Source organism: Streptomyces sp. NPDC057486, from assembly GCF_042802415.1.
Taxonomy (GTDB): Bacteria; Actinomycetota; Actinomycetes; order Streptomycetales; family Streptomycetaceae; genus Streptomyces; species Streptomyces yanii.
In genome coordinates this window covers 1-14,115 of sequence record NZ_JBHVEE010000194.1, presented here as the reverse complement: position 1 = coordinate 14,115, position 14,115 = coordinate 1, and the positions used below count along the sequence as shown (strand labels likewise).

The 14,115-nt window shown below is 72.6% G+C and carries 7 protein-coding genes; 5 read left to right on the top strand and 2 right to left on the bottom strand.

Going from position 1 to position 14,115, the window contains the following annotated elements; genetic code table 11:
- Positions 1-111: 111 nt before the first annotated feature.
- Genes ACFU6I_RS44810 through ACFU6I_RS44790 form a run of 5 tightly spaced genes read left to right on the top strand, consistent with a single transcriptional unit; the run spans position 112 to position 9,332 of the window.
- Entirely contained in the window at positions 112-2,634 is a 2,523-nt protein-coding gene (locus ACFU6I_RS44810; RefSeq protein WP_384379201.1) for a DUF4132 domain-containing protein, read from the top strand.
- Positions 2,631-3,758 (top strand): AAA family ATPase, encoded by a 1,128-nt coding sequence (locus ACFU6I_RS44805; RefSeq protein ID WP_384379198.1) that lies wholly within the window; start codon positions 2,631-2,633, stop codon positions 3,756-3,758. Before ACFU6I_RS44810 ends, ACFU6I_RS44805 begins: the two co-directional genes overlap by 4 nt.
- Positions 3,758-6,106 carry a DUF5682 family protein gene (locus ACFU6I_RS44800; protein WP_384379195.1) on the top strand — a complete coding sequence of 783 codons (2,349 nt, stop codon included), beginning with the start codon at positions 3,758-3,760 and terminating at the stop codon, positions 6,104-6,106. The genes ACFU6I_RS44805 and ACFU6I_RS44800 overlap by 1 nt, the downstream gene beginning before the upstream one ends.
- Entirely contained in the window at positions 6,103-7,293 is a 1,191-nt protein-coding gene (locus ACFU6I_RS44795; RefSeq protein ID WP_384379192.1) for a VWA domain-containing protein, read from the top strand. Before ACFU6I_RS44800 ends, ACFU6I_RS44795 begins: the two co-directional genes overlap by 4 nt.
- A complete protein-coding gene (locus tag ACFU6I_RS44790) occupies positions 7,290-9,332 on the top strand; it encodes a hypothetical protein (protein WP_384379189.1) in 2,043 nt (680 codons plus the stop codon). Before ACFU6I_RS44795 ends, ACFU6I_RS44790 begins: the two co-directional genes overlap by 4 nt.
- Positions 9,333-9,833: 501 nt before the next feature.
- On the opposite strand, the gene fusA is transcribed toward ACFU6I_RS44790, so the two are convergent.
- The gene (fusA, locus tag ACFU6I_RS44785) at positions 9,834-11,939 is read right to left on the bottom strand and encodes an elongation factor G (RefSeq protein ID WP_384379186.1); all 2,106 of its coding nucleotides are present in this window, start codon (positions 11,937-11,939) and stop codon (positions 9,834-9,836) included.
- Positions 11,940-12,674: 735 nt separating this feature from the next.
- The gene (locus ACFU6I_RS44780; RefSeq protein ID WP_384379183.1) at positions 12,675-14,021 is read right to left on the bottom strand and encodes a 6-phospho-beta-glucosidase; all 1,347 of its coding nucleotides are present in this window, start codon (positions 14,019-14,021) and stop codon (positions 12,675-12,677) included.
- Positions 14,022-14,115 lie beyond the last annotated feature (94 nt).

Genomic DNA, 14,115 nt, shown 5'->3' with positions numbered 1-14,115 from the left:
GCTGGAAGCGTCAGAACTCCCATCATCGCAGGTCAGCAGGCACCTCTCTTCGTCTCGCTATCCACAGACCGCCCGTCAATCGGTGGATCAAGGCTGAGCGACAACTACTCCGTGGACTACGTGAAGTTCCTCGCGAACGCGCTGGTGGAACTGCCGTCGGACGAGGCGTTCGGCTTTCTCCTCGCCCACTCGGACACGAAGCACGTCCGGGCCGCGCTGTTCAAGGCGGCGCACCGCTATCCGGTCCGCGCTCTGCGACTGCTCGCCGCGGCCGTGCGGGACGGCTCGGCTCCGGGGTCCGCCGAGTCGACCGGGCTGCTGCTCGCGGGTCACATCGGCGCCCACCGCGACGTGGTGACGACGGTGCTTGCGACGCTCGACCCCGACCTTGTCGCGGTGATCGATCCGCTGCTCAACCCGGTCGGCCGGGTCGCCGACGTCGCTTCGGACACGCTGCCGGAGCTGCTGGTCTCCCCGCCGTGGTCCCGGCCGCGCAAGCGCACCACCGCCACGGTGATCAGCGGGCTGACGGCCGAGGCGGAGCCGACCGTGTCCTGGCTTCCGGGAGAGAAGGAGGAGTGGGCCACCTGCCGCTCCTGGTACAACCGCGAGCGCGGGCAGGGGGACGCGCCGTACTGGGAGAAACAGGTCGCTGTGTACGAGGCGACGGACGCGCTGACCAGCCTCCAGCCCGCCTGGATGTTCCTGCACGGCCCGGAGGAGCAAGTCAGGCCCTGGCTCGACAAGTGGGCACCGGACGATCTGTGGGACGTCGAGGAGACGCTGAAGCCGGTCGCCGCCCGCTTCGGACTCGACATGCTTCCGGTGCTGCTCCGCGCGGCGCCCCATCAGCCGAGCTCCATCGCCCCGCTACTCCTGCCGTATGTGGATGTCGCGGTCGCCCGGCACATGGCGGACTGGTCGGCACGGCTCAAGTCGACTGCGGCGACCGCCCGTTCATGGTTCACCCGGCACGGCGCCACGGCTGCCGCCCACCTGGTGCCGGACGCGGTCGGCAAGGCGGGGCCCGCCCGTCGCGCCGCCGAGCAGGCGCTGGTGCAGATCGCCGCGGTCCACGGAGACGCGGTGGTGCACGACGCCGCCGCAGGGTACGGCGCGGCGGCCGCGGCCGTGGTCGACGAGTTGCTGGCGGCCGATCCGCTGGAGCGGGCGCTGCCCGCCAGGTTGCCGGTCGTCCCCGAATGGGCGGAGGCCGCTCTGCTGCCGCAGATCCTGGTCAGGGACGGCGGCGCTCTGCCGGAGGAGTCGGTCCGGAATGCCCTGATGATGCTGGCACTGTCCAAGCCGGGGGAGACGTATCCGGGGGTTGCCGTCCTCATCGAGACGGCGGATCCGGAGTCGCTCGCCGCCTTCGCCTGGGCGCTGTTCGAGCAGTGGCGGCTGGCCGGAATGCCGGCCAAGGAGTCCTGGACGCTGCAGGCGCTCGGGCTGCTCGGTGACGACGGGACGGTGCGTCGGCTCACGCCGGTCATCCGCGCCTGGCCCGGCAAGGGCGCACACCACCGGGCGGTCGAGGGTCTCGATGTGCTCGCCGCCATCGGCACGGATGTGGCACTGCTGCATCTGCACGGCATCTCGCAGCGGGTGAAGTTCAAGGCGTTGAAGGTCCGGGCCCAGGAGAAGATAGCCGAGGTCGCCTCGGGGCTCGGGCTGACCGGCGAGCAGCTCTCCGACCGGCTGGTGCCGGACCTCGGACTGGACGCCGAGGGCTCCACGGTCGTGGACTACGGCACCCGCCGATTCACCGTCGCGTTCGACGAACAGCTGCGGCCCTACGTGCTGGACGGCGACGGCAAGCGCCGCAAGGATCTTCCGATGCCGGGTGCGCGGGACGACGCGGAGCTGGCCCCGGCCGAGCGCAAGCGGTTCATGGCGCTGAAGAAGGACGTGCGGACGATCGCTTCCGACCAGGTGCGGCGCCTGGAGGCGGCGATGGTCGCACGGCGCTCCTGGACGATGGCCGAGTTCCGGGAGCTGTTCCTGCAGCATCCGCTACTCTGGCATCTGGTGCGCCGACTGGTGTGGCTGAGCGAGACCGACGGGGCGACCACCGCGTTCCGGGTGGCTGAGGACCGTACCTTCGCGGATGTCGAGGACGACACCTTCGAGCCGGCCGACGGGGCGACGGTACGGATCGCGCACCCACTGGCGCTGGGCGAACGGCTGGACGACTGGTCCGAGGTGTTCGCGGACTACGAGATCCTGCAGCCGTTCCCACAGTTGGGACGCGCCGTGTTCCGGCTGACGGACGAAGAGGCCGACGGCTACCGGCTGACCCGGTTCGAGGGACTCAAGGTGCCGACCGGCAAGGTGCTCGGGCTGGAGCGACGCGGCTGGGAGCGGGGGACGCCGCAGGACGCCGGGGTCGAGCGGTGGATCTCCAAGCGGCTCGCGGACAACGTGTACCTGGTGATCGCCCTGGACGACGGGATCGCGGTCGGGGTCGTCGACATGTTCCCGGACCAGACGCTCGAAACGGTGTGGCTCGACGATCACCCCAGCGACCACTTCCCCCGCCGCTCCCATCCGCTGCGGTTCGCCGGGCTCGACGCGGTGACCGTCTCCGAACTCCTCGCCGACCTGACGGAGCTGACCGAGGGAGTCGCGTCGTGACCGCGCAGACGACGGACGAGGTGTCGGGGCCCTCCGTGCAGCGGCCCCCGGCCGAGGTCAGGTACGCGGCGGAGCTGGACACGCTGCGCGCCGGCGACCGCGATCCACGGCCGCCGGGCTGGGAGCTGAGCCTGCGGGCGGCCCGCCGGTTCATCATCGGTGACCCGGACGCGGACATCAGCCGGAAGTTCGTCGGCAACCCGTCGCTCGTCGACCGGGCGCTGGTGACCCTGGCGACAAGCCGCGGCCTGATGCTGGTGGGCGAGCCGGGTACCGCCAAGTCGCTTCTCTCCGAGTTGATCGCCGCCGCGGTCAGCGGGGACTCGACGCTGACGGTGCAGGGTGGCGCCGCCACCACCGAGGACCAGATCAAGTACGGCTGGAACTACGCGCTGCTGGTCTCCGAGGGACCTTCGACACGGTCGCTCGTCCCGGCGCCGATGCTGCGCGGAATGGCGGAGGGCCGGCTCGTACGGTTCGAGGAAATCACCCGTTGCCCGCTGGAGGTGCAGGACTCGCTGCTCTCGCTGCTCTCCGAACGGGTGGTGGCGATCCCGGAGCTGACCGGGCCGGACGGCATGGTCTTCGCCCGGCAGGGGTTCAACGTGATCGCGACGGCCAACACCCGGGACCGGGGCGTCAACGAGATGAGCGCGGCACTCAAGCGGCGGTTCAACTTCGAGACGGTGTTCCCGATCCCCGACCTGGACACCGAGCTGGCGCTCGTCGAGGCCGAGGTGAGCACGCTGCTGCGGCGCTCGGGCGTGGAGCCGCCGCCGGACCGGGATGTGCTGGAGGTGCTGGTCGGTACGTTCCGCGAGCTGCGCGCGGGCGCCGGGGCAGGCGGTTCCGACGGCTCGGGGACGGGCTCGGACCGGCCCTCGGCGGTGATGAGCACGGCGGAGGCGGTCTCGGTCGCCCATGCGGTCGGCGTACGCGGCTGGTTCCTGCGCGGCGAACCGGGCAGCGCGGCCGATGTCGTGGCCTGCCTGGCCGGTACGGCGGCCAAGGACAGCCCGGAGGACCTGGCACGGCTGCGCCGCTACCTGGAACAGCACGTGCCGCGCCGCCGCGGCCCGCAGTGGCAGGCCCTCTACGACGCGCGCCACCTGCTGGCCGACTGATGTCCGCCGTCTTCCTGGGGGTCCGCCACCACTCCCCCGCCTGCGCCCGGCTCGTCAAGCGGACCATCGAGGAGCTGCGCCCCGCCCACGTCCTGGTGGAGGGCCCGGCCGAGATGAACGCCCGGCTGGACGAACTGCTGCTCGGACACGAGCTGCCGGTCGCGGTGTTCAGCCACTACCGCGACGGGCAGCGGGCCGCTACGTCCTGGGCCCCGCTGTGCGACTACTCGCCCGAGTGGGTCGCACTGCGGGCGGGGCGGGCCGCCGGGGCGGAGGTCCGTTTCATCGACCTGCCGGCCTGGCATCCGGCGTTCGCGGAGCGCACCAACCGGTACGCCGACGCGGAGGTCCGGTACGCGGAGGCGACCGAGCGGCTCTGCCGTCATTTCGCGGTGGACTCCTCGGACGCGCTCTGGGACCGGCTGTTCGAAGTGGAGCCGGACGACGGTCTCGCCGCGCGTCTCGATGCGTACTTCGCGCTGGTACGCGGGGACGCGGAGGCGGATGCGGGCGACCGGGCGCGGGAGGCGTACATGGCGGCGTGGGTGCGGGCCGCGGTCGCTGCCGCCGGGCAAGGGCCGGTGCTGGTGGTGACCGGTGGCTTCCACCAGCCGGCGCTGCGGGCCCTGGCGTCATCCGGCGGGGACCGCGGGAGCGCCGCGCACGGTTGGGCGCTCGGGGCCGACGGGTGGCCGGAGGTGCCCGCTCCGCCGGAGGAGGCGCAGGCCGGGAGCTTCCTCGTGCCGTACTCGTTCCGGCAGTTGGACGCGTTCTCCGGGTATCAGTCGGGCATGCCGTCGCCCGGCTACTACCAGCAGGTGTGGGAGTCAGGTCCCCGGGCGGCCGCCGACGCATTGCTGCGGGTGGTCGTCGAGCGGCTGCGGGCCCGGAAGTTCCCGGTTTCCACCGCCGATCTGATCGCGGCCCGCAGTCTGGCCGAGGGCCTCACGGCGCTGCGCGGCCATCCGCGGCCCGCCAGGATCGATGTGCTGGACGGCCTCGCGGGCGCCCTGATCACGGACGACCTGGACCGTCCGCTGCCATGGACGACCCGGGGCACGCTGACGACGGGCGACCACCCCGCAGTCGTCGAGATGGTCGCGGCCTGCAGCGGAGACCGCGTGGGGCGGCTGCATCCCGCCACCCCGGCACCGCCGTTGGTGCACGATGTGGCGGCGCAGCTCGGCCGTCTGGGCCTCGACGGCGGGGGCTCCTCGTACCGCCTCGACCTCACCGACGCCGCCGATCTGGAGCGGAGCCGGGTACTGCACCGGCTGCGGGTGCTGGGAATCCCGGGCCACGGTCGGACCGCCGGTCCCGAGCACGGCATCGACCCGGTGTTCACCGAGCGGTGGGAGCCTCGGCCGTCACAGGGGCGGGAGGCCGCGCTGGTCGAGGCGGGGGCCTACGGGGCGAGCCTGGCGGAGGCGGCGGCGGCCGCGCTCACCGAGCGGACCCAGGGCGTTGCCGCCGGGGCCGACGCACTGGCCGAGGTGCTGTTCGACGCCGTGCTGTGCGGGGTGGGCACGCTGTCGGAGCAGTTGCTCACCGAACTGGTGGGGCGAACCGGCGAGCTGAAGGCCGTCGGGCCGCTCGGCGACGTACTCGCCACGGCTCTGGGGCTGTGGCGGCACGACCGGGTGTTCGGGGTGGCGCGCGGTCCGCTGCTCGCCGCCGTGATCGACGGGGCGACGGAGCGGCTGCTGTGGCTCCTGGAGGGCGCACGCGGCGGGCCGGGTGTGGACCTCCCCCGGCTGCGGGCCGTGGTGGCTGTGCGGGATGCGGTGCTGCACGCGCAGGAGTTGCTTGCGGCGTCCCGGCCGGCCGTGGCCCGGATCGCGCTGCGGATCAGCCGTGACGCGGATGCGCCGATCGATCTGCGGGGCGCCGCTTTCGGGATGCACCGGGCGCTGGGGGGCTCGCCGGGGGCGTCCGGGGATCGCGCCGCGGCGGTGCGTGCGGTGGCGGCGGCCGGTACGGGTGCGCTCGGCGACTGGCTGGCCGGACTGTTCGCCCTCGCCCGCGACGAGGTGACGGGGGAGGCGGAGGGCGGCGGGGACCGGTCGGGCGCGGAGTCTCTCGTCGATGTGCTGGACAGCGTGGTCCGTGCGTTGCCCGACCATGACTTCCTGTCGGGTCTGCCCGCTCTGCGTCAGGCGTTCGCGTTCTTCCCGCCGCGCGAACGCGAACGGATCGCCGGGCAGTTGCTGCGGCGGCGCGGGGTGCGCGGCTCGTCGCGCACGCTGCTGCGGACCACCGCGGACCCGCTGGTGATCGCCCGCGCCGGCGCCCTGGAGGAGAACGTGTCCCGACTGCTGTCCCGTTACGGCCTGGGAGCCGCACCATGACCACGACGCCCGACCCGTTGACGCACACGACCGCCCAGGATCCCGGCGGGGTTCCCGACCCTGGACTGGAGCGCTGGCGGCTGATCCTCGGCTCCGCAGTCGAACGGCACACCGGCCCGCTGGGGCCGGGTCACGCCGACCGGGATGCCGCGCTCGACTGGCTCTACGGCCGGGACCCCGACCTCGCCAGGCGCGGTGTACGCCGGTCGGGGACGGCCGCCCGCCGCACGGGCGGGGACGGCCCCTCGCCGGTGACCGCGATCGACTGGCTCGACGACATCCACCGGCTCTTCCCGAAGGAGACCATCGAGCGCCTGGAGCGGGACGCCGTCGAGAGGTACGGCATCCAGGAGATCGTCACCGACCCGACGGTCCTGGAGCGCGTCGAGCCGAGCCCGACCCTGCTGCGGGCGGTGCTGCGCACCAAGCATCTGATGAACCCGCAGGTGCTGCGGCTGGCCCGGCGCATCGTCGAGTCGGTCGTCAAGAACCTGTTGGCCAAGCTGCAGCCGGAGATCCGCCGGGCGTTCCACGGCACCCGCTCCCGGCAGCCGAGCCGGGTGCCGCTTGCCAGGAACTTCGACTTCCGGCGGACCGTACGGGCCAACCTCGCCCACTACCAGCCGGCGGAACGGCGCCTCCTGATCGAGCGGGCGCACTTCCATTCCCGTACCCAACGCCATCTGACGCAATGGCAGTTGATTCTGCTGGTCGACCAGTCGGGCTCGATGGCCGGATCGGTGATCCACTCGGCGGTGACCGCCGCCTGCCTGTGGGGGCTGCCCGGTCTCAAGACGCACCTGGTCGCGTTCGACAGCAATGTGGTGGATCTGACCTCCGATGTGACCGACCCGGTGGAGTTGCTGATGCGGGTCCAGCTCGGCGGTGGCACGGACATCGCACGGGCCGTGCAGTACGGCGCGGGTCTGGTGGAGAACCCGCGTCGCACAATCGTCGCCCTGATCACCGACTTCTACGAGGGCGGCGACTCCTACCGGCTGGTGCGCACGGTGCGCGGGCTGGTGGAACAGGGCAGCACGGTACTCGGCCTGGCCGCGCTGGACGAGGACGCGAATCCCGACTACGACCGCGAACTGGCCGGCCGACTCGCCGAGGCGGGGGCGCACATCGGCGCGATGACACCGGGCCGACTGGCCGAGTTCGTCGCCGAGAGGCTGGGCCGATGACCCGGACGAGCACCGCCGCAGGGTCCGGGATGAGCACCGGGACGACTGCGGAGGCAAGCACCGATACATCCAGCGCGTCCGCAACCCGTGCCGACCTGCTGGCCCTCACCCCGGACACACTCGCCGCGCTCGCCAATCGTGGCCTGGTCAAGCGCGCCACGAAGGAATTGGACGCGGGCAGGGCGCCCGCCCTCACCACCGGGCCCGACACCACCGTGAGCGCTCGCTTCGACGACGGCACCACGGCAGTCCTGCCGCCCGGCGCCGGTCCGGGCGACGGCAGCTGCAGCTGCGCCGCACCGGGCGTGTGCCGCCACCTCATCGCCCTCGTCCTCGCCTATCAGCGCCATGCCGAGACCGACGCGGACGCCTGCCCCTCCCCTGTCAGTGACTGGTCGCCCGGCAGCGTCGACGACCGCGCCCTGACCGAGGCTCTCGGTGCCCGGGCACTCACCGCGGCCCGTCGCACGTTCGACCGCGGCTACGGCGCCCTGGTGCACCGCCCCACTGCTGACCGCCCCGGTCCGTGGGTGGAACTGCCCACCTGCACGGTGCGGTTCCCGGTGCCCGGCGAGATCGCGTACGCGCTGACGGACGCGTCCGCCGCGGTGCGGGACGAGATGGTGACGCTGGCGGTCTGGGCGTTCCGGGCCGCCGACGAAGCGGGGACCGAGGACCGTGCCACCCCCGTGCAGGTCGGCGGCCGCTCCACCGGCACGCACCCCGCGGCCCGGCCCGAACTGGACGCCGTCGCGGCGCTCGCCGACGAACTGCTGCAGGAGGGCGTGGCCCATGCCGGTCCGGTGCTCCGCGCTGCACTGACCCGCGCCGGTGAGGCGATGACCGCGGCGTCCCTGCACTGGCCCGCCGGTGCGGTCGCCGAACTGACCGGCCAGCTCACCGCCTACGCCGACCGCAGTGCCCATTACCGCCCGGAGCAGGTTGCCGCTCTGCTCACCGAGGTTCACGCCCGTCGACGGGCCGCCGCGGTCCCCGGCGCCCTCGGCACCCGGGAGACCGGGGACACCCCGCTGCGCCGGGTCCGGCTCACCTCGCTCGGCTGCCGGGTCCGCGGCACGGCCGAAGCACGTGTCGCCGAGGTGTATTTCGCGCACCCCGGCGCAGGCACAGTCCTGGTGCTCCGCAAGGAGTGGACCGCCACCGACGGCCAGGAGCTCACGGGCCACCGGCTCGCCACGCGCCGGGTCCTGTCCACGCCCCTCGCGTCGCTGGCCACCGGAAGCCTGGTCAGCGAGAGCATCCGGCGCACGGCGAGCCGCGCCCTCAAAATCACCCGGGGTCGCCTCGGCACCACGAGCATCACCCCGGTCGGCGCGGCCTGGACGGATCTCCCCGAGCCGTTGCTCGTGCGGGATCTGTCGGCGCTCGCCGCGGGCTGGGAGGGGCAGCCGCCGCGGCTGATCCGCCCCCGCGTCGAGGCGGAAACCGTCCGGGTGGTCGCCCTTTCCGCGATCGAAAGCGTCGGGTACGACCCCGCGGAGCAGCGCCTCGAAGCAGTGGTACGGGACGTCTCGGGGACGTCCGCCCTGCTGACGTCCGCCTACCGGCCGGAGTGCCCCGGCGCCCTGGACGCCCTGGCCGATGCGCTGGAGAGCGGAGCCACGCACGTCAGTGGTTCGGTGCACCGCGCCGGCGGCGGGATCCGTATCGACCCGATCGCGGTGCTCACCCCGGCCGGGGTGACGGTGCCCGATCTGGCCCGTGGTGACGGGTCCACGGCCCTGGCAGCGGCCGCGCACCGGGCACCCGATCCGCTGACCGAGGCGCTGGACGAGGCGATATCCGCTCTTGCCGCCGCGGCCCACAACGGACTGCTCCGTCCGACGGTACCGGCCAGGTCCCGTATCGACGCGGCGGCGACCGCCCTGTCACGGACCGGGCTGTCCCGAGCGGCGGCACTGCTGCGGGCGTTCCTGAACACCCTGGACCAGCAGCCGGAGAACGGGCGCACCGATGCCTGGCTGGAGGCTCAGCTCCACCTCCTGATCAGCAGCGAACTCCGGGCCGCCGAAGGCTGATGACGCTCCGGGCTCGGCCCCGTTCTCCCAGGGCGACGGCCGGAGATCCGTACGGCCTGCGGGTGCGGGAGCCTGTCAACTCCACGCTCGTTCAAGCCGCCGGAGCGGCCGGTGCCCACGTCGGCGGGCGGTTCACCTGTGCCTCAGCCTCCGGGAGTGCGCCGACCGGCACCCGTTCGACGGCGGCGGTACCGATGCCCACCGGGCCGCCCGCACCGCGGACACCTCCCGGTCCGGGCCGCACGCGTGCCTCGGGTGAGCGCGGCGGCCCGGCGGGGCACGCCGGGCCCGGCCGAGCACGGCCCTGACCGCCGGTGCCGCGGCCGGAGGCCGGCGCCTCTGCTGAGTTCCGTCACGACAGCCGGTCTGCATGCCGGCCGCTCGGTCCACGCAGGCATGCGCGGGATACGGGTCCGGTATGCCGCGGCACAGAACAAACCGGGCCGGCAGGCACGACGGCCGGTCCGGCCCCGCCCTGGTTCGGCGGGGCCGGCCGTTGCGTCACCGGGACGCCATCCCGTCAGGCGCCTTGCTGAGCGCCGGGGCAAAGCCGGTGGGACGGGTGGTGAAAGTCCCCCGGCCCTGGGTCCGGCTGCGCAACCGGGTCGCGTAGCCGAACAGCTCGGCCAGCGGCACGGTCGCGGTGATCACCGCCGTGCCCGCCCGTGCGACCGAACCCGAGACCCGGCCGCGCCGTGCCGCCAGGTCGCCGAGCACCCCGCCCACGGCGTCGTCGGGCACGGTGACCGTGACCTCGACCACCGGTTCCAGCAGCACCATGACACCGGCGCGTAGGGCCTCCCGAAGTGCGAGCCGGCCGGCCGTCCGGAACGCCATCTCCGAGGAGTCCTTCGCATGGGTGGCTCCGTCGGTCAGTGTGACCCGCAGCCCGGTCACCGGGTGACCGCCGAGAGGCCCCTCGGCAAGAGCATCCCGGCAGCCGGCCTCCACCGCCCGGACGAACTCCTGCGGCACCCTGCCACCGACGACAGTCGACCGGAACACGAAGTCCACTGCGCTGCCGGTGCCGTTGTCACCGGAGGTGTCCGCGGCGGACTCCAACGGCTCCGTGTCGAGGACGACATGGGCGAACTGGCCGGCGCCTCCGTCCTGCTTGACATGCCGGTACGCCAGCCCCGACACACCGCGCGCGACGGTCTCCCGGTAGGCCACCCTCGGCCGACCGATGCCGACATCCAGTCCATGGGCGCGCCGGATCTTCTCCACCGCCACCTCCAGATGCAATTCGCCCATCCCCGACAGGACCGTCTGGCCCGTCTCGCGGTCGGTCCTGACCGCAAGCGAGGGATCCTCCTCGACCAGCCGCGCCAGCGCCGACACCAACCGGTCCGTATCGGTGCGCCTGCGGGCCTCGACGGCCACGGAGACCACCGGTTTGGCGACGGCCGGCGGTTCGAGGAGCAGGGGAGCTGCGGGTACGCACAGCGTGGCCCCCGCTCGGGCCGACTTCAGTCCGACCACCGCGACGATGTCCCCGGCCACCGCCCGGTCCGTCTCCGCATGGCGGTCGGCCTGGACCCGCAGAATCCGGCCGATCCGCTCGGTGCGTCGCGTACCGACGTCCAGCACCGCATCTCCTCTCTCGATCGTTCCGGAATACACACGCAGGTACGTCAGCCGCCCCGTGGCGGTCGAGTTCACCTTGAACACCAGCGCCGCGAACGGCGCCGCCGGGTCCGCGGCCCGCTCCTGCGGCTCGCCGCCCCGGGTGCCCCGTACCGCCGGCACGTCCAGCGGCGAGGGCAGATAGGCCACGACGGCCTCCAGCAGCGGCTCGATCCCGCAGTTGCGGTACGCCGAACCGCACAACACCACCACGCCCTCACCGGTACGGGTCAGGTCGCGCAGCGCGGATGCCAGAGTCTGCGCGGAGACCGTCGACCGGGCACAGAACTCCTCCAGAGCGACCGGGTGGAGTTCCGCCACCTCTTCCTCCAGCAGCCGGCGACGCCGGTGCGCCTCTTCCCGCAGCGCTTCCGGCACCGGGCCCTCCTCGAACGTGTCGCGGGCCCAGGTCAGCGACCGCATGCGCAGCAGATCGACCACCCCTGTGAATCCGTCCTCCGCACCGATCGGCAACTGGACCACCAGCGGGGCCGGATGCAACCGTGCCCGGATCGACTCGACCGCCGTGTCGAGGTCGGCACCGGCCCGGTCCAGCTTGTTGACGAAGGCGATGCGCGGCACCCCGTGGCGATCGGCCTGCCGCCACACCGACTCGCTCTGCGGCTCGACCCCGGCGACAGCGTCGAACACCGCAATCGCGCCGTCCAGCACCCGCAGCGAGCGCTCCACCTCGTCGGAGAAATCGACGTGGCCCGGGGTGTCGATCAGATTGATCCGGTGGCCGTCCCAGACACAGCTCACCGCAGCGGCAAAGATGGTGATCCCACGGTCGCGTTCCTGGGAATCGAAGTCGGTGACGGTCGTCCCGTCATGGACCTCGCCACGCTTGTACGTGGACCCGGTGACGTACAGGATCCGTTCGGTGACGGTGGTCTTGCCGGCATCGACGTGAGCGAGGATGCCGAGGTTGCGGACGCCGGTCAGCGGGCTTGCGGGATGACGGTTCAGGTTGGTGCGCACGGCCCATGGCCTTTCGGGATGATCCGGAACGGGCAGCGCAATTTCCGGGACGAACGGGCCCGCGGTCAGGCCACGTGGGAACCCCTGATGCGGCGCCGCCTCATCGGAATGTTTCCGACCGGTTGACTCGGCACCGGGCTGACAGGGGTCAGGTGTTCGTCACGGACATCCGGTTCCGGCCGCGCAGCCGGCACCGGGCGTACGAAGACACCAGGATCACCTCATACCGTGACCGGGGAACAACAACAGCGGTGCGGTAGCGCACGGCCGGGCTCCCCTCACTCGTCACGGCGCGCGCTGCGTTGGCGTGGTAGCGCGCGATTCCCGGTCAGTGTAAGGAACCGGGCTCAGGCGGGAAACCGACTTTCTCCGCACGGAGTTCGACGCGTGTGCACGCTCGTCGCCGTACGCACCAGGAGGAAGTGTGATCCCCGGGTGGGTCCGGCCCGAGCAGTCCGGGCGCGCCACCCGCGTGCGGCAGGGCGCGTGTCCAGGGACACGGCGGACACTGCGCCCGCCCACTGGGCAGTCGTCCGGGTCCGGTCGGCGAACGTCGGCAGCTCCGGAACCACCACGTCGACGGCGGCATCGGCCGGGTCGAAGTCGGAGACGGTTCCCCGGCGCGAGGCGGGGCGAAGCCACCCGGCACCCGCCATCCTTCCGCGGCCGACAGCCGGCTCCGCCTTCGGATACGGAATACCCGAAGGCGGGTGCCAGGAAGCAGAGGCCGGGCGCTCAAGGACGGTTCAGGTAGGCGAGTCCGGGATGGACCTTCATGTATCCGTCGACCAGCCGGCGGGCGACCGAGACCGAGTCGACGAGGGGGTGCAGTGCGAAGGCCTGGACGGCGGTCGCGCGTGAGCCGCTCGCGGCCGCGTCCAGGACGGCGCGTTCGACGGCCTTGACCGCGGTGACGAGTGCGACGGCGTGGTACGGGAGGGGGTCGACGCTGACGGGACGGGCACCGTTCGCGTCGACGAGGCACGGCACTTCGATGACGGCGTCGGCGTCGAGCACGGAGAGCGTGGAGCGATTACGGACGTTGAGGATGAGCGAGGTCCGTTCGTCACGCGCGACGGCCCGCATGAGTGCGAGGGCGACCTGCTCGTACCCGCCGGACTCCAGATCGCTCTCGTCGCGCTCGCCGACCCCGGCGACCTCTCTGTTCTCCGACATATAGGTGGCCTCGCGCTCGGCGCGGGTCCGGTCCCAGGCCGGGAAGGCGGGAGCGGCCGGGTCCTTCATCCGGGCGTAGAAGCCCTCCTGTTGATCGCGGAGGAAGGCTCCGCGGGTCCGTTCCGCATCCTGGTAGGCGCGGACGGCTTCCCGGTTGAAGTAGTAGTAGTGCAGGTACTCGTTGGGGATCGCACCCAGTGACTGCAGCCAGTCGGTGCCGAAGAGCTTCCCCTCCTCGAACGAGCCGAGCAGGTGCGGGTCGGCGAGCAGGCGCGGCAGTTCGTCGCGGCCGTCGACGTGCAGCCCGCGTACCCAGCCCAGGTGGTTGAGGCCGGCATAGTCGATCCGGGCCCGCTCGGGGTCGACGCCGAGGGTCCGGGCGATCCGGCGGCCCAGGCCCACCGGGGAGTCGCAGATGCCGATGACCCGGTCGCCGAGGTGACGGGACATCGCCTCCGTGACCAGACCCGCCGGGTTGGTGAAGTTGATGACCCAGGCGTGCGGGGCGAGCCGGGCGATGCGCCGGGCGAGGTCGACGGCGACGGGGACGGTGCGCAGTCCGTATGCGATGCCGCCCGCGCCGACCGTCTCCTGCCCGAGCACGCCTTCGTCGAGGGCCACCCTTTCGTCGGCGGCACGTCCTTCGAGACCACCGACCCGGATCGCGGAGAAGACGAAGTCGGCGCCGCGCAGTGCCTCGTCGAGCTCGGTCGTGGCAAGGACGGCGGGTGCGTCCGGCACCCCTTCGGCCTGATCGGCGAGGACGCGGGCAATGGCGGTGAGCCGGTCGGCGTCCGTGTCGTACAGGGTGACGGCGGTGACACGGCCCTCGGCACGGTCGGCGAGCAGCGCCCCGTACACGAGTGGGACCCGGAATCCGCCGCCGCCCAGAATTGTCAGCTTCACGCTTCCGCATGGTACGGGGGACCTTGTGCCTGCGCCGTGCCCGCCACCACGGCAGCACCGTACGGGCCGGTGGCCCGGAGCCAGGGGCCCCGGG